Raw genomic sequence first — 15,999 nt, 5'->3', positions numbered from 1 at the left:
AGCAGGGTCGCCAGGGTCCAGGTCACCTCCCGGCTGACCTGGACCTTCTCGGCCCGGGCCGTGCTGGGGCAGGCGCGTCGGGGTCGGCCTCGGCAGCCACGACCAGTGTCCGCAGCAGGTCGGCTAGCGTCCGCCGCTCTTCTTCGGTCAATGCTGCGAGCAAGGCGATCTCAGCCTCTTCCTCCTTCGCCGCGTGCGCTTCGAACGCGGCATGCCCGGCGGCGGTGAGCCGCACCCGTACCCGTCTGCGGTCGCCCGTCTCATGAGTACGGGTGATCAGCCCGGCCTCCTCGATCGGGCCGAGCCGCGCCGACAGCGCCCCACGGGTCAGCCCGAGCAGGTCGGCCAGTTGCGAGGGGCTCGACTCGTACGGCGGTCCGGTCCTGCGCAGCGTCATCAGCACCTTGAACTGCCGGCGCCTGAGGCCGTCGAGGTCCAGGGTGTCCCGGCGCGTCTGCGCGGTGTGCCGGGCCAGGATCGCGAGCCGGGCGATGATCGCCTCCTTCACCGGGTCCAGCCAGTCCAGTTCGCGGGTCCAGACGGCGACGTGCCGGTCGACCGAGTCCTCCATCGTCTGCCTCTCGCAGTGGTTTTCTTGTGGATGATTTTATCGCCAACTACCTTGCCGCACATGACTTCCACGTCGAACCCCACCCCCACCACCGCCATTCCCCTCGACCAACTCCTCGCCTGTGTGGGCGAGTTGCGAACCGCCGGACGCTGGGAGCGGGCCTTGCGTCTGCTGGCCGCGGCCGCCGACGGCACGCCCGCCGCCCGGGCGCCCCTGGCCCGTGCCGCCGCCGAAGTCGCCCTGGAACAGGACTGGTTCGCCGGGACGGACAGCGCCGGGGCGCGCATCACGGACGCCGAGAAGGAGTTCCCCGACGGCGACTGGGACGTGGCCTTCCTGCGGCTGCGGCACACCTACGCCGGGCTGCTCGTCGTCGACGGCACGCTGCGTTTCGGTCCCCGGGGCAAGGACCCGCAGGCCCTCGCCGCGCTCCGCGACCGGGCGCGGGAGCTCCGGGAAGATGCCCCGGACGCGGTGCGCCGCGGCTGGGCGGCGATGTACCTCGGGCTCATCACGGACAATCACTTCGCCGACCGCGAGGCCGCCCCGGCCCACTACGCGGCCGCCCTGGCGGCCGGCGAGGACGGCCGCGACGACCTGCTGGCCCGCGAGGCGCTGCGGCACCTGGGCGGCCACGACCACGACGCCGGCGACCACGAAGCGGCCGGGGAGCGCTGGCGCCGGGCCACCGCCCTGGGTGCCCGCGCGGGCACGGTGCCCGGCACGCTCTCCCAGCAGTTGCTGCTGGCGGTGCTGGCCCGCGACACGGGCGACGAGGCCGGCGCCCGAGCACTGGCGACGGAGATCGCCCGCTGGGCGCGGGCCATCGGCGCCGACCGGCTGTGCGCGCAGGCGACCGGCTTCCTGGCCGGGGTGGACCCGACGGCGGGTCCCGAGGACCCCGAGGCCGGCGACTGAGCCTCGTACGGCCTCTCGGCAAGGCTCTGCGCGGGCCGTGGCCGACGCTGAGGTGGCGCACCACCGGGGAGCGGTCCGCACAGTCGATGCCGTGTGCCCGGGCGACGAGGGTCGACCGGCTCAGGAGTGGATCACGCCCCAGGCCCGGCTCATGGACGGCACCGGCTCGGCGTGTGATCAGCGCATCCAGGCCCGGTATTCCATGACGGCGCCGGCCCGCACTCCGAACTCGGGGACGGCCTTGGTGAACGTGTCCTCGATGCCGAGGACGACGCCGGTGCGCGGCTCCAGGACCAGCATGTGCCGGACGCGTCCGGTGTCGTACACGTACGCATGGCCGGGGCGGCCAAGGCGGTCGGTCACGTCGCCGGCCGGCCGCAGCCCCTCGGCCCGCGCGAACAGCCGGACGAGCGCCGCCGATTCGCGGGCGCCGAGGGTCCAGTGGTCGAGGAGTTCCCCGACGGCGTCGAAGAGTTCCTCGGTGCTCAGCGGAGCCGTGCCGCGGTCGACCTGGGGACGGGCGACCTCGGTGAGGTAGGCCCGCAGGCCCGCCGCGGTGTGGGGCGGGGTCCCTTCGGGCGGGGCGTCGTTCCACATCGGCGGGTAGGTGGTCCGGCTGATCACATGGCCGTCCGCCACCTCGTGCGGGTCGTCGCCCTCGTCGGTGAGGACCGGGCGGCCCGGCCTGTTCGGGTCGGTCGCCACGACCAGTTCGGTGTGGGTGGCGTCCGCCCGCCAGCGCACCACCCGCTCCTCGGGAAGCATGACGGGCTGTTCGTCGTCGCTCATGCTGAGACTCCAGGTCTGCATGTGCGTGCCCTTGCGCAGGCCCGGTGAGCCGTCGGCCGCGGCCGCGTCGGCCAGGGCGACCAAGTCCTTCAGGGGTACCGGCTTCGAGCGGGCGTGGACGGTCAGCGGGCGCGGCGCCGCGACGGCCCGCTGGGTGCTCGGACCGCCGAGCACGGCGTTGACGGCGATCACGAGCACGACGACGGTGGCGGCGAGACCCCAGACGAACCGGGCGCGCGGGGTCCGGCCGGGCAGCGCCGGGAGCAGCCGGACACGGCGCCGCGGGCGGTCCTCGTCCAGCAGCCGCCGCAGCCCTTCCTCGGCACGCGGGTCCAGCGGCCCGTCGCCGAGACCGGGGCTGTCGGCCGGCACCGGGTTGGCGCGGCGCAGGAGTTCGAGTTCGTCAGCCATGTCCGTGGTCCTCGCACAGGGTCGCTTCGGCGGAGGCGGCCTCCGGGGCGGGGCGGCCGTCGATCGGTCCCCTCACGGCGGGGCGGCCGTCGGTCGGCGACTTCACGGCAGGTCGGCCGTCGATCGGCGGCGTCACGGCAGGCCCGCCATCGACCGACGCCGTCGAGGCAGACCGGCCATCGACAGGCGCCGTCACAACAGGCCCCCCCTCGACCGACGCCACCACAGCGGGCCGACCATCGACCGACGACGTCACAACAGACCCGCCATCGACCGGCGACGTCACCCCAGGCCCACCCTCGACCGACGCCACCACAGCGGGCCGACCATCGACCGACGACGTCACAACAGACCCGCCATCGACCGGCGACGTCACCCCAGGCCGACCGTCGATCGATGCCACCCCGGCAGGCCGTATCCGGTCGATCTCGGCCTTCAGCCGGCGCCGGGCCCGGTGCAGGCGCATGGCCGCCGCACGGCTGCCGCAGCCGAGGGCGACCGCGATCTCGTCGACGCCGAGTTCCTCCCAGGCCGTCAGGCGCAGTACCTCCTGGTCCGCCGGAGCGAGCCGGTCGAGCGCGTCGTGCACCCAGGCGCCGGGGATCTCGGCGTCGGGGCTGTCCACGATGTGCCGGCCGTGCGCGGTGTCGTCGTTGCCCAGCCGGTCCACCAGCCGGCGCCGGCGTCCGTAGCCGCGTACCGCGTTCGACAGGCAGTTGCGTGCCACGCCGTACAACCAGGGCAGGGGCGAGGACGGCAGGTCGGCCCGGCGCCGCCAGGCGACCGTGAACACCTCCGCCACCACTTCCTCCACCTCGCCGGTCCGCCCGTCCAGTCGCCGCGCGACATAGCGGCTGACCGCCCAGTAGTGCTCGCGATAGGCAGCGGCGAAGATCTCGTCGTTGCTCATGCTTCGTTCGTGTCCGGCACTTGCCGGATCGTCACACCCCCTGCCCGTGATTCTTGTCCCGTCGTCCGAGTGTGACGTGCGGGCCCGCCGTGGACACAGGCGGGGCGTGAAGAGCATCAACCGCAGGGGCGTCGCCCCCAGGATCATCAAGTGGCTGACCACCACGGACCACAAGACGATCGGCACGCTGTATCTGGTCACCGCGTTCGGATTCTTCTGCGTCGGCGGCGTTCTGGCGCTGTTCATGCGCGCCGAACTGGCCCGTCCGGGCCTGCAGATCATGTCGAACGAGCAGTTCAACCAGGCGTTCACCATGCATGGCACGATCATGCTGCTGATGTTCGCGACGCCGCTGTTCGCCGGCTTCGCGAACTGGATCATGCCGCTGCAGATCGGCGCGCCCGACGTCGCCTTCCCCCGGCTGAACATGCTGGCCTACTGGCTCTACCTACTGGGCTCGCTCATCGCGGTCGGTGGTTTTCTCACGCCGGAGGGCGCGGCCGACTTCGGCTGGTTCGCCTACGCTCCACTGTCGGACGCGATCCGCACCCCCGGAGTCGGGGCCGACATGTGGATCATGGGTCTGGCCTTGTCCGGATTCGGCAGCATCCTCGGCGCGGTCAACTTCATCACCACGATCATCTGCCTGCGTGCCCCGGGCATGACCATGTTCCGGATGCCGATCTTCGTGTGGAACGTGCTGCTGACCGCGTTGCTGGTCCTGCTGGCGTTCCCGGTCCTCGCGGCCGCGCTGTTCGCCCTGGAGGCGGACCGCAAGTTCGGCGCCCACATCTTCGACGCGGCCAACGGCGGAGCACTGCTGTGGCAGCACCTCTTCTGGTTCTTCGGACACCCTGAGGTCTACATCATCGCCCTGCCGTTTTTCGGCATCATCAGTGAGATCATCCCGGTCTTCAGCCGCAAGCCGATGTTCGGCTACATGGGTCTGGTCGCGGCGACCATCTCGATCGCCGGTCTGTCCGTGACCGTGTGGGCCCACCACATGTACGTCACCGGCGGGGTCCTGCTGCCCTTCTTCTCCTTCATGACCTTCCTGATCGCGGTCCCGACCGGTGTGAAGTTCTTCAACTGGATCGGCACCATGTGGAAGGGCTCCCTGTCCTTCGAGACCCCGATGCTGTGGGTCATGGGCTTCCTCGTCACGTTCGTCTTCGGCGGCCTGACCGGTGTCATGCTCGCCTCGCCGCCCATCGACTTCAGCATCTCCGACTCGTACTTCGTGGTGGCCCACTTCCACTACGTCGTCTTCGGCACCGTCGTGTTCGCCATGTTCGCCGGATTCCACTTCTGGTGGCCGAAGTTCACCGGCAAGATGCTCGACGAGCGCCTCGGCAAGATCACCTTCTGGACGCTGTTCATCGGCTTCCACGGCACGTTCCTCGTGCAGCACTGGCTGGGCGCGAACGGGATGCAGCGCCGGATTCCCGACTATCTGGCGGTCGAGGGCCTCACCACGCTCAACACGGTCTCGACGATCTTCTCGTTCCTGCTCGGGTCGTCCCTGCTCCCCTTCTTCTACAACGTCTGGAAGACCGCAAAGTACGGCGAGACGGTCGAGGTCGACGACCCGTGGGGCTACGGCCGCTCGCTGGAGTGGGCCACCTCCTGCCCGCCGCCGCGCCACAACTTCCACTCCCTGCCCCGCATCCGCAGCGAGTCCCCGGCGTTCGACCTGCACCACCCGGAGATCGAAGGCCCGCTGCCGGAGCGGGAGCTGACCGCCCGGTGACCGCCATGGGCGACCGTCCGCACGACGTGCGCGCATTCGTGAACGAGATCGAGGGCCATCTGCTCCTCGCGGCCGCCCGCGAGGAGGGCCGCACGGCCGCCACGCGGTTCACCGCCCGACTCGGCTGGCTGACGGACACCCAATGCGACGAGGTGGAGCGGGAGTTCGAGACGGAGTACCTGTCGCTGGCCCGCGCCTCCTGGCAGCGCACGGCCGAGCGCGCCGAGGAGCTGCGCCGCGAGTACGAGGGTAGGTACCGCGCCCTGCGACAGCGGCTGCTCGCCGGCGTCGCGCTGGGGTGCGCCCTGCTGGCGTCGGCGGGCCTGCTGCTGTACTCGTTGAGCCTGACACCGGGGGGCCAGTGCCTGGCCCGGCCGGTACATGCCGTGCCGTGCCGGGTCGCCCGGATCCCGTCGGCCCCCCAGGTCGGCGGGCTCCCGGCGACCCGGGGTCGGGTGCCGGTCCACTTCTGGTGGTCCAATTCTGGTGGTCCAACGCGTGTGACGGGTGCACCAGGCGTGAACCCGGCCCACACGCGGGGCCGTTGATGGCGGCGACACCCCGGGCAGGGCGAGCGCTCAGCCTTCCGGTGACCACCCGTCCGGACGCAGGATCCCCAGCAGTTGCCGGACCAGTTCGTCGACCACCTCGTCCAGGCTCGCGTCCACCCACCCCGCACTCCAGTCGTGCAGCAGGCCGTTGACGCTGCCGATGAACGCCGCCGCGGCGATCCGGTAGTCACGGGGGGCCGCCTCGCCGCGCGTGGCGGCCGCGTCGGCCTCGGCGCAGATCAGCTCGACCCAGCGGGCGCGACGGGCGAGGCGCTGTTCCTCCAGACGCGGGCTGACGCCGATGATCTCGACGAAGGTGATGCGGACGCGGCGCGGGTCGGCGGTGACGTTCCCGGCGTAGGCGCGGAAGATCACGGCGGTGCGTTCGGCGAGCGGCAGGCCGTCCGCGCCGGTGAGGGCCGCCAGTACGGCCTGCTCAGCCCAGTCGTTGACCTGGAGGTGCAGGGCCGCGAGGACGTCCTCCAGGGTGCGGAACTCCTCGTAGAACTGGCGGGTGGACAGGCCCGCGGCCTCGCTGAGGGACGCGACGGTGCTGGCGCGGAAGCCCGGAGTGTCGCCGAAGAGCCCGAGCGCCGCGTCCAAGAAGCGCCGGCGCCGTTCCTCCTGGCGCTCCAGCGCGGACTTGCCGGCATAACGGCCGGTCGGCGCCCTGAGCCTGCCCGCCACGGTCTCCTCCCGTCCTCAACTCGCCCACCCAGGACCAATTTTGTCGTGTACGCGGTCTTGTGGAGAAGGCCCCCCCACCTTACTTTTCAGTAAGTTAACTCTGAATGCGCACGTGTTCAGATTCCTCACCTCCCACACCCCACCCCTGAGGAGAGAGCAGTCATGCCTGCCTTCAGACCCAGGCACCTTTGCTCCGTGGCCGCCGCCCTCGCCCTGACCGTCGCCGCCCCCGCGACCGCCGCCCGTGCCGCTACCGACGCCGTCGGTCTGCGCGAGGTGATGTTCGTCGGCAACAACTGGGACGGCACCGCCGACGTCATCAAGTCCTCCGGCGACTTCGCGAAGGTGGGCCGGATCAACGTCATCCCGGACAAGGACGCCCGGATGGCGGCGATCAACGCCGACCCGATCAGGTGGATCTACTTCATGGCCATCCGCAACGGCGTCGGCGAGGGCCACGACCAGTTCGTGGACGACATGTACTCCACGCCGGACGGCAGGTCGGTGGTGGTCTCCCGGCCGAGCTTCGCCGACGTCGTCTCGATCGACCTCGCCAGTGGGAAGATCAACTGGCGTTTCCCGGTGGCCGGTTACCGCTCCGACCACATGGCGGTCTCCCCCGACGGCACCCGGGTCGCGGTGTCCGCCTCGACCGCGAACACCGTGCACGTGCTGGACATCGACACGGGCAAGCAGGTCGGCTCGTTCGCGACCGGGGACAAGCCGCACGAGAACATCTTCACCAAGGACGGCAAGTACATCTGGAACATGGCCATCGGGGACGTCAACACCGCCCTCGACGACCCGATCTGGGACTGGACGAAGGGCGACCGGCACATCACGGTCGTGGACGCGACCACGTACAAGCAGGTCAAGGTCATCGACATGCGGGACCGGCTGAACGCCTTCGGCCTCAAGGACTTCTCCGACGCGGTCCGTCCCGCCGTCTTGTCCCCCGACGAGTCGAAGCTCTACTTCCAGGTGTCGTTCTTCAACGGCTTCCTGGAGTACGACGTCGCCACCGACAAGATCACCCGGATGAAGACCCTGCCGAAGAACCCGGCGACCAGCGAGGACCGCACCACCTGGGTCAACGACTCGCGTCACCACGGGATTTCGATGAACCCGGCGGGCACGAAGCTGTGCGTCGCCGGGACGATGGACGACTACGCCACCGTCGTCGACCGCGCCACCCTCCAGGAGGGTCCGCTGGTCACCGCCTCCAAGCCCTACTGGGCCACGGTCAGCGGTGACGGCAAGGACTGCATCATCTCCGAGAGCGGCGCCGACCAGGTCACCGCCATCGACTTCGCGACCGGGCGGAAAGTCGCGTCCGTCGCGGTCGGCGACCACCCGCAACGCGTCCGGCTGGGGCACGTGCAGGAGGACTGGACCGGCCCGTCCTCGGGCTGAGAGTCCGTCGAGCCGGTGCGTCGGCCTCCGGGATACGTCCCGAAGGCCGACGCGCGGTGTCAGAAGCGCGCCGCCGCCCAGGCGGTGAGCTCGGACCGCGCCGCGCCCAGCAGGTCGGCCGACGGCGCGGTCGCCCCGTTGGTAACCAGCGCGTAGTGCAGGGTGCCGGAGTCCGCGTCCGTGAGCAGCAGGCGGCGGCTGCCCGTGCCGCCCGGCTCCGGGGCCACGCCGACCGGGGTCGAGGCCGTGTACGGCGGGGGCGCGTAGGCCGTGCCGAGGTCGGAGACGACCGTGGTCGCGACGGTCGGGAAGGACGCCGGCAGATGCAGTTCGGTGGGGGCCGTACCGCTGCCCGAGCGCCACACCATGAGGCCGTACTGGCCGGAGCCGACCAGACGCGACACGTTCGGCAGGGTGCGGGGCACCGGGTTCCAGGTCAGCGTGGTGGAGCCGTCCCGGGAGCGGTCCTCGTAGGTGAAGGCGGCCGTGGCGCCGGAGGTGGCGGCGGGGTAGATCCGGTCGAGCAGGCGGGCGTCCTGCCGGAGCGTAGCCGTGCCCGAGTCGTCGAGCCGCACGGCGGACAGGTCCTCGTCGTTCCAGGCGTCGCCGGAGGTGAGCACCTTGTCGGGGTTGTCGTTCATCAGCTCGTGGTGGCGGCCGTTGTAGAGGTCCCACTGCCACTGCGAGCCGGACAGGACCGGGCCGGAGGCCGCCGGGTTCGACCACCAACTCGCCCCGGGGAGACGCGAGTCGAGGGCCTGGTACATGGCCTTCAGGACGGTCGGCGCCTTGTCCGCGACCGTGCCGGACAGTGGGTGCCCGTACTCGCTGACCACGGCCGCGGTCCCGGCCGCCGCGGCGCGGTCGCGGATCGCGGCGAAGTCGGTGGCGTACTGGCCGTCGTTCGCCTTGCCCCACATGAGGATGCCGGAGATGGCCTTCTGGTCGTAGAAGTGGGTGTTGAAGACATAGCGCGAACCGAGCGTCCCCGCCTCGAGCAGCCCGCCCTCCTGCTTCTGGGAGGCGATGTTGGCGTTCCAGAACAGGTTCGGCTCGACGAGAGCGGGCTTGGCCTGCCAGCCCGCCGCGTCCATGCGGGCCCGGAACCGCTGGTAGAAGGGCCACAGCAGGTCCCGCTCCCAGGTACGGGAGGTCTGGCCGGACTCATAGGTGCCGGCGTACGGCTCGTTGTAGGGGTCGAAGCCGACGACGCCGACGAACTCGCCGTCCGTCAGGTGCTGGGTGAGGTAGGCCATCGTCGACTGCGCCGTGGCGAGGAAGGCGTCCTGGAGACCGTAGGTGTTGTGCCAGAAGTCGTACTGCGCCTTCGTCACGGCCGCGTTCTGGGTGATGTTCTGACCCCAGAAGAAGCAGATCCCGCAGGACTCCTTGGGGTAACTCCCCGCGTCCACGGCCCACTTGGGTGCTCCGTCGCCGGTGTACCAGCTTCCCGTGCGGAAGAGGTGGCGGGAGTAGAGGTCCTGGTGGAAGTCGGGGTAGACGCGGATGCCGGCGTCGAGGAAGGCCCGCAGCTGCTCGGTGGCGGCGGCCAGGTAGGCCGTGTCCACCTGGCCGCGCACGGGCTCGGCCTCGGCCCAGGAGAGCAGGAAGCGGACCGCGTTGCCGCCGCCGAGGGCGCGCAGCGCGGCCGCCGACCTGCGCGCGTCGGCGACCGAGGCGAAGGGCAGGCCGCCGTTCTCGGCCAGCTTGGTCTCGCCGGAGACGTTGTAGCCGCGCAGCACGACCTCGCGGCCCTGGCCGTCGACGAAGCGGCCGTCGTGGACCGTGAGGGGGGTGCCGTCGAACCAGAGGGAGTCGGACGGTGTGGCGGCGGTGGCGGGCGAGGTGCCCGCCACCGTCAGGAATCCGCTGAGGACGACGGTGACAACGAAGACGACGATCAGACGCGCCCGCATGTTCGGCATGTCCATTACATTCCGGCGGGATCAGGGCACCGTCAATCCTTCTGACTCGTGAGTAAGTTGAGTCTCGGTCACCGCTCGGCCCTCACCCCCGGCCCTCACCCGCCGACTCTCTTCGTCACGTTCAACAGGTACTCCTTGCGGTTCAGCGGGTTGTGGTCGGTGCGCGGCCGCTGAGGGACCGCGCCCCGGCTGACCGGCGCGTAGTGGTCGAAGGCGCTCTCCAGCTCGCCCTCGCCCCGGGTCAGCCCCGGCAGCCGCTGCTCCAGCTCGTGCACCCGGGCGGCCGGCACCGCACCCTCCAGCACACCTGCCCGGCCGTGCGTGGCGGTGGTCTGCGGCACCGCTCCCAGCCGGGCCAGCACCGGCAGCAGGGCGCCCAGCGTGTCCGCCGGGGCCTGAAGACGGAAGCGGTGCATCGGCTCGTACACCCGGGTGCCCGCCCGGCGCAGCGCCTCGACCAGGACCAGCGGGGTCAGTCCGCGGAAGTCCGCCCCGGTGCTCGACATGCTCTTGTCGAAGCCCTGGTGGGCGTGGCTCTGCCGGGGCGAGTAGCCGGAGTGGGTCATGGTGACCGTGCAGTCGGTGACCTGCCAGCCGTGCAGCCCCTGGGCGAGCGTCTCACGCACGGTGTCCTCGACGGCCTTGAAGAAGGCGTACGGCATGGATCCCAGCTCCACCTCCAGCCGGAAGTCCGTCCCCGAGCCGACCGGCGCCGCCTCGACACGCAGGCCGACCGTCGCCAGGAACGGGTTGGCGTCCTTCTTGTTGAACTCGACGGCCGCCCCCGTCCCGACCGGGCGCTCCACGCAGATGGTCGTCGTCTCGCGGAAACCGACGTCGAGGCCGTACTCGTCGGCGAGGGTGGCCTGGACGACCTCCTTCTGCACCTCGCCGTAGAGGGAGACGGATGTCTCCCGCCGCACCTCGTCGTGACGTACGTCGATGAGCGGGTCCTGTTCGGCCAGTTGGGTGAGCGCGACGTGCAGCGACCGTCGGTCCACGCCCGGCCCGGGGACGACGACCGTCTCCAGGGTCGGCGGCGCGAAGTGGTGCTCGTACACCGTCCGGGGTGCGCCGATCGCGTCACCGATCCGGACGCCGCCCAGGCCCCACAGCCTGCCGATCCGGCCCGCGGGGACCTCGTCCTCCCGGGCGTCCGTGCCGTGGTCGAAGACGCTGACCGCGGTGACCTTGCCCTCCTCGCGGCCGTCACCGAAGGGGATCCGGTCGCGGGCGCGGAGGGTGCCGGAGAAGACGCGCGCGTAGGCGATCTTCTCCCCCGCCGGGCCCCGCTCGACCTTGAACACCGTGGCGGACAGCGGCCCCGCGGGGTCGCCGTCGGCGACGGGCAGCAGTTCCTCGATGCCCGTGACGAGCTCGGGCACGCCGGCGCCGGTGACGGCGGAGCCGAAGTACACCGGATGGACCAGCGCCTGCCGGGTGCGGGTGACGAGGGCGGCGCGCAGGAGGTCGTACGAGACGGTGTCCTCGACGTACGCGGCGAGCAGCTCCTCGTCGTGCTCGGCGAGGACGTCGAGGGCGGCCCGGCCGAGCCCGGGGACGAAGCGGGCGTCGCGGGTGCCGAGCCGGGCCGCGGCGCCCATCGGCACCATCGACCGCGTCAGGCGCCGGGCCAGCGCGTCGAGGACCGCCTCGTCGCGCGCGCCGCGCCGGTCGATCTTGTTGACGAAGACCAGCGTCGGGATGCGCAGCCGGCGCAGGGTCCGCATCAGGACCCGGGTCTGCGCCTGGACGCCCTCGACGGCCGAGACGACCAGGACCGCGCCGTCGAGCACGCCGAGGACCCGCTCCACCTCGGCGATGAAGTCGGGGTGACCGGGGGTGTCGATCAGATTGACGGTGACGCCGTCGAGCGGGAACGAGACGACGGCGGACTTGATGGTGATGCCGCGCTGCCGCTCCAGCGCGAGGGTGTCGGTCCGGGTGTTCCCGTCGTCGACGCTGCCGAGCTCGTCGATGACTCCGGCCGTGTGCAGCAGCCGTTCGGTCAGGCTGGTCTTACCGGCGTCTACGTGCGCGAGGATTCCGAGATTGAGCAGATGCACTGAGCGCGATGTCCTTCGGCATGGGTGGGATTCCTTCCTGGGTGGACATGCACGCAGCTCGCATCGTCGGTCCTCTCGGTGTGCCGTCGGGTCGCCAGAAGTGCAGCAGGGCCGGGCTCCCGACGGCAATGCATTAACGCTCAACAAAACCCGGTCGCAGCACTCGCCGCCCCCAGGACCCGGCCATAGAGTGACCTACATCACGTTCGATGGCTGGATTGCTGCATTTCCCCGCCATCCCCTTACTCCTGCCCGCACGGTCTGGAGGGCACATGACCCACATCAAGGTGAACGTGGACGGCACGACGTACGAGGACGACGTGGAACCCCGGCTCCTCCTCGCCCACTACCTGCGCGACCGCCTCGGCCTCACCGGCACCCCGATCGGCTGCGACACCTCGAACTGCGGGGCGTGCACCGTCGACCTGGACGGGGCGACCGTCAAGAGCTGCTCGGTGCTGGCGGTACAGGCGGACGGGAGCGACGTGACCACCGTGCAGGGGCTGGCCCGGGACGGCGAATGGACGCCGCTCCAGCGCGCCTTCCACGAGCGGCACGGTCTGCAGTGCGGCTACTGCACCCCCGGGATGATCATGGCGGCGCGCGATCTGCTGCGCGAGAACCCGCATCCCACGTCCGGCGAGGTCCGGCAGGCCCTGGAGGGCAACCTCTGCCGCTGCACGGGCTACCAGAACATCGTCCGCGCGGTGCTCGCCGCCTCCGGCGAGACACTCGTGCAGGAGGTCGCCGAGGAGGTCACGGCATGACCGATCAGGCCGTCGAACGCGAGGTCGGACGCTCCCGGCTGCGCAAGGAGGACGCCCGGCTGATCACCGGACAGACCAACTGGACCGACAACATCCAGGTCGCCGGCCTGCTGCACCTGGCCATCCTGCGCAGTCCGATGGCCCACGCCCGCATCGAGCGGATCGACGTCTCCCCCGCCCTCGAACGCCCCGGTGTCGTGGCCGCGTTCAGCGGCGCCGACCTGGCCGAGGGACTGGGTTCGCTGCCCTGCGCCTGGCCGGTCACCGAGGACATCGTGCTGCCCGACCACCCGCCGGTCGCCGTCGACGAGGTCCGCTACGCCGGCGACCCGGTGGCGGTCGTCGTGGCCCGCGACCGGTACGCGGCCGCCGACGCGCTGGAGGCGATCGAGGTCGACTACGACCCGCTGCCCCCGGTCCTCGACCTGGAGGCCGCGCTCGCCGAGGACGCCCCGCTGGTCCACGCCGACAAGGGCACCAACCGCTGCTACACCTGGCCGCTGGCCACCGGCGAGAGCTTCGAGTCGGTCCGGCAGCGCGCCGAGGTGATCGTCAAGCGCCGCTACCACCAGCAGCGGCTCATCCCGAACGCCATGGAACCGCGCGCGGTCGTCGTCACCCCGCTGGCCGCCTCCGGCGAGTACACGGTGTACTCCTCGACCCAGATCCCGCACATCCTGCGGATCATGCTCTCGGTGGTCACCGGGGTCCCCGAGCACAAGCTCCGGGTGATCGCCCCGGACGTGGGCGGCGGCTTCGGCTCCAAGCTCCAGGTCTACGGCGAGGAGGCGCTCGCGCTCGCCGTCGCGCGCCGGATCGGCCGGCCCGTCAAGTGGACCGAGTCCCGCTCCGAGGGCTATCTCGCGACCCATCACGGCCGCGGCATGATCCAGGACGTCGAGGTCGCCGCCACCCGCGAGGGCAAGCTCCTCGGCCTGAAGGTGGACCTGATCGCCGACATGGGCGCCTACCTGATGCTCGTCACCCCGGGCATCCCGATCCTCGGCGCCTTCATGTACCCGGCGATCTACAAGATGGACGCCTACGACTTCACCTGCACCGGCGTCTTCACCACCCGTACCCCCACCGACGCCTACCGCGGCGCCGGACGCCCCGAGGCGACGTTCGCCATCGAGCGGATCATGGACGAGCTGGCCGGGGAACTCGGCCTGGATCCGGTCGAGGTGCGGCGCCGCAACTGGATCCGGCACGAGGAGTTCCCGTACACCTCGGTCGCCGGACTGACCTACGACACCGGCAACTACGAGGCGGCCACCGAGAAGGCCCTCGCCCTGTTCGGGTACGACGACCTGCGCGCCGAACAGCACAAGCGAGGCGAGCGCGGCGACCCCGTACGCCTCGGCATCGGCGTGTCGACGTACACGGAGATGTGCGGCCTGGCGCCGAGCCGGGTGCTGCGCGACCTGCGGTACGCGGCCGGCGGCTGGGAGGCGGCGAGCATCCGCATGCTGCCCACCGGCAAGGTCGAGGTCGTCACCGGCACCAGCCCGCACGGCCAGAGCCATGTGACCTGCTGGAGCCAGATCGCGGCCGACGTGCTCGGCGTGCCCTTCGAGGACGTCGAGGTGGTGCACGGCGACACCTTGGCGGCCCCGCAGGGCATGGACACCTACGGCTCCCGGTCGCTGGTGGTCGGCGGGTCGGCCGTGCACCGGGCCGCGGAGAAGGTGGTGGAGAAGGCCCGCAAGGTCGCCGCGCACCTGCTGGAGGCCAGCGAGCAGGACCTGGAGTTCACCGGCGGCGTGTTCTCCGTGAAGGGCTCCCCGGAGGCGCGCAAGTCGATCCAGGAGGTCGCCTTCGAGACGTTCTCCTCGCACGACCTGCCCGACGGCATGGAACCCACCATCAACGCCGAGCACCTGGTCGACCCGGAGAACTTCTCCTACCCCCACGGCACCCATCTGTGCGCGGTCGAGGTCGACACCGAGACCGGGCGGACGAGTATCCGCTCGTACGTCTGCGTCGACGACGTCGGCCGGGTCGTCAACCCGATGATCGTCGAGGGGCAGGTGCACGGCGGGCTCGCCCAGGGCATCGCGCAGGCGCTGTACGAGGAGGCCGTGTACGACGACGAGGGCAACCTCGTCTCCGGCACCATGGCCGACTACCTCGTGCCGTCCGCCGCCGACCTGCCGGACTTCGTGACCGACCGGACGGAGACGCCCGCGGCCTCGAACGCCCTCGGGGTCAAGGGAGTCGGCGAGGCGGGGACCATCGCGTCGACGCCCGCCGTGGTCAACGCCGTCGTGGACGCGCTCCGGCCACTGGGCGTGCACGACGTACGGATGCCGTGCACACCGGAACGGGTGTGGCGGGCCGTTCGGTCGGCCACGGCCGGAGAGGAGGCCTCGGCATGATTCCTCCCGCATTCGACTACGCACGTCCCGAGAGCGTCGAGGAGGCGGTGCGCACGCTCGCCCAGGCGGGCGAGGAGGCGAAGGTACTGGCCGGCGGGCAGAGCCTGCTGCCGCTGCTGCGCCTGCGGCTGGCCTTCCCGGAACTCGTCGTGGACGTCGGCCGGATCCCGGAGCTGCGCGGGGTCCGCGAGGACGGCGACTGGCTCGTCATCGGCGCGATGACCACGCACCACGACGTGATCCGCGACCCGCTGGTGCGCCGGCACGCCGGTCTGCTGGCCCAGGCCACGGCCACCGTCGCCGATCCGGCCGTACGGCACCGGGGCACCCTCGGCGGCTCGCTCGCGCACGCCGACCCGGCCGGCGACCTGCCCGCGGTGGTGCTGGCGCTGGACGCCGAACTGGTCGCCGCCGGACCGGACGGACGGCGCACGATCCCGGCCCGGGAGTTCTTCCTGGACTACCTCCAGTCGGCGCTCTCGCCCGACGAACTCCTGGTGGAGGTGCGCGTGCCGAAGACGGACGGCTGGAGCTTCCACTACGAGAAGTTCCACCGGGTCGCCCAGGCCTGGGCGATCGTCGGGGTCGCGGCGCTGGTGCGGCGCGAGAACGGGCAGATCGCCGAGGCGCGCGTCGGACTGACCAACATGGGCGCGACCCCGCTGCGCGCGGCGGCGGCCGAACAGGCGCTCACCGGCGCCGGGGACCCGCAGGCCGTGGCCCGGGCCGCCGAGGCGGCGGCCGAGGGCACCCGGCCCTCGCAGGACGTGTCGGCCTCGCCCGAGTACCGGGGACACCTCGCACGGGTGCTGACCCGGCGGGCGGTGCTGACCGCCACCGGAATGGGGTGAGCGCCGATCACC

Annotated in this window: 12 protein-coding genes, 1 pseudogene and 1 riboswitch; of the genes and pseudogenes, 7 read left to right on the top strand and 6 right to left on the bottom strand. The window is 71.3% G+C overall.

Annotated elements, in window-relative coordinates; genetic code table 11:
- Positions 1-22: 22 nt before the first annotated feature.
- Entirely contained in the window at positions 23-571 is a 549-nt protein-coding gene (locus ACWGKT_RS01650; protein ID WP_453272011.1) for a MarR family winged helix-turn-helix transcriptional regulator, read from the bottom strand.
- 60 nt (positions 572-631) lie between these two features.
- Between ACWGKT_RS01650 and ACWGKT_RS01645 the strand changes: the two genes are divergently transcribed.
- On the top strand, positions 632-1,489 hold the full coding sequence (locus ACWGKT_RS01645) for a hypothetical protein (RefSeq protein WP_453272010.1): 858 nt from the start codon (positions 632-634) through the stop codon (positions 1,487-1,489).
- A gap of 27 nt (positions 1,490-1,516) precedes the next feature.
- Positions 1,517-1,599, top strand: a riboswitch (ZMP/ZTP riboswitch).
- A 67-nt stretch (positions 1,600-1,666) separates the two neighbouring features.
- Here the strand turns inward: ACWGKT_RS01645 and ACWGKT_RS01640 are convergent.
- The gene (locus ACWGKT_RS01640; RefSeq protein ID WP_453272009.1) at positions 1,667-2,689 is read right to left on the bottom strand and encodes a CU044_5270 family protein; all 1,023 of its coding nucleotides are present in this window, start codon (positions 2,687-2,689) and stop codon (positions 1,667-1,669) included.
- Positions 2,690-3,086: 397 nt separating this feature from the next.
- Positions 3,087-3,599: pseudogene (locus ACWGKT_RS01635) on the bottom strand (RNA polymerase sigma factor); the annotation flags it as partial.
- Positions 3,600-3,705: 106 nt separating this feature from the next.
- On the opposite strand from ACWGKT_RS01635, the gene ctaD reads away from it, so the two are divergent.
- Both ctaD and ACWGKT_RS01625 read left to right on the top strand, forming a co-directional pair.
- Positions 3,706-5,349 (top strand): aa3-type cytochrome oxidase subunit I, encoded by a 1,644-nt coding sequence (gene ctaD / locus ACWGKT_RS01630; RefSeq protein WP_453272008.1) that lies wholly within the window; start codon positions 3,706-3,708, stop codon positions 5,347-5,349.
- Positions 5,350-5,354: 5 nt separating this feature from the next.
- A complete protein-coding gene (locus tag ACWGKT_RS01625) occupies positions 5,355-5,897 on the top strand; it encodes a hypothetical protein (protein ID WP_453272007.1) in 543 nt (180 codons plus the stop codon).
- A gap of 30 nt (positions 5,898-5,927) precedes the next feature.
- Here ACWGKT_RS01625 and ACWGKT_RS01620 read toward each other — a convergent pair whose 3' ends face one another.
- Entirely contained in the window at positions 5,928-6,587 is a 660-nt protein-coding gene (locus tag ACWGKT_RS01620; RefSeq protein ID WP_356147838.1) for a TetR/AcrR family transcriptional regulator, read from the bottom strand.
- Between the two features lie 162 nt (positions 6,588-6,749).
- Here ACWGKT_RS01620 and ACWGKT_RS01615 point away from each other — a divergent pair, with 162 nt between their 5' ends.
- Entirely contained in the window at positions 6,750-8,000 is a 1,251-nt protein-coding gene (locus tag ACWGKT_RS01615; protein WP_453272006.1) for a YncE family protein, read from the top strand.
- 59 nt (positions 8,001-8,059) lie between these two features.
- On the opposite strand, the gene ACWGKT_RS01610 is transcribed toward ACWGKT_RS01615, so the two are convergent.
- Both ACWGKT_RS01610 and ACWGKT_RS01605 read right to left on the bottom strand, forming a co-directional pair.
- A complete protein-coding gene (locus ACWGKT_RS01610) occupies positions 8,060-9,931 on the bottom strand; it encodes a cellulase family glycosylhydrolase (protein ID WP_453272005.1) in 1,872 nt (623 codons plus the stop codon).
- Positions 9,932-10,020: 89 nt separating this feature from the next.
- Complete coding sequence (locus ACWGKT_RS01605) at positions 10,021-11,991, bottom strand: translation factor GTPase family protein (protein ID WP_356147845.1); 1,971 nt, start codon at positions 11,989-11,991, stop codon at positions 10,021-10,023.
- Positions 11,992-12,263: 272 nt separating this feature from the next.
- On the opposite strand from ACWGKT_RS01605, the gene ACWGKT_RS01600 reads away from it, so the two are divergent.
- From ACWGKT_RS01600 to ACWGKT_RS01590, 3 genes are read left to right on the top strand one after another with little or no spacing between them, the layout of a single operon-like run.
- Entirely contained in the window at positions 12,264-12,758 is a 495-nt protein-coding gene (locus ACWGKT_RS01600; protein WP_453272004.1) for a (2Fe-2S)-binding protein, read from the top strand.
- Complete coding sequence (locus ACWGKT_RS01595) at positions 12,755-15,136, top strand: xanthine dehydrogenase family protein molybdopterin-binding subunit (RefSeq protein WP_453272003.1); 2,382 nt, start codon at positions 12,755-12,757, stop codon at positions 15,134-15,136. The genes ACWGKT_RS01600 and ACWGKT_RS01595 overlap by 4 nt, the downstream gene beginning before the upstream one ends.
- Positions 15,133-15,987: an FAD binding domain-containing protein gene (locus ACWGKT_RS01590; RefSeq protein ID WP_453272002.1), complete on the top strand. Its 855-nt coding sequence runs from the start codon at positions 15,133-15,135 to the stop codon at positions 15,985-15,987. The genes ACWGKT_RS01595 and ACWGKT_RS01590 overlap by 4 nt, the downstream gene beginning before the upstream one ends.
- The last annotated feature ends 12 nt before the right edge of the window (positions 15,988-15,999 follow it).

The sequence above is a fragment of the Streptomyces sp. NPDC054794 genome (assembly GCF_053611585.1).
The sequence above is the reverse complement of the archived record's forward strand: the minus strand, read 5'-3'. Positions and strand labels throughout refer to the sequence as shown.

Excerpts from the sequence above, each read along its gene's own strand:
- ACWGKT_RS01610 (WP_453272005.1), bottom strand. The coding sequence starts at position 9,931 with ATGGACATGCCGAACATGCGGGCGCGTCTGATCGTCGTCTTCGTTGTC.
- ACWGKT_RS01600 (WP_453272004.1), top strand. The coding sequence starts at position 12,264 with ATGACCCACATCAAGGTGAACGTGGACGGCACGACGTACGAGGACGAC.
- ACWGKT_RS01595 (WP_453272003.1), top strand. The coding sequence starts at position 12,755 with ATGACCGATCAGGCCGTCGAACGCGAGGTCGGACGCTCCCGGCTGCGC.
- ACWGKT_RS01650 (WP_453272011.1), bottom strand. The coding sequence starts at position 571 with ATGGAGGACTCGGTCGACCGGCACGTCGCCGTCTGGACCCGCGAACTG.
- ACWGKT_RS01615 (WP_453272006.1), top strand. The coding sequence starts at position 6,750 with ATGCCTGCCTTCAGACCCAGGCACCTTTGCTCCGTGGCCGCCGCCCTC.
- ACWGKT_RS01625 (WP_453272007.1), top strand. The coding sequence starts at position 5,355 with ATGGGCGACCGTCCGCACGACGTGCGCGCATTCGTGAACGAGATCGAG.
- ACWGKT_RS01640 (WP_453272009.1), bottom strand. The coding sequence starts at position 2,689 with ATGGCTGACGAACTCGAACTCCTGCGCCGCGCCAACCCGGTGCCGGCC.
- ACWGKT_RS01645 (WP_453272010.1), top strand. The coding sequence starts at position 632 with ATGACTTCCACGTCGAACCCCACCCCCACCACCGCCATTCCCCTCGAC.
- ACWGKT_RS01590 (WP_453272002.1), top strand. The coding sequence starts at position 15,133 with ATGATTCCTCCCGCATTCGACTACGCACGTCCCGAGAGCGTCGAGGAG.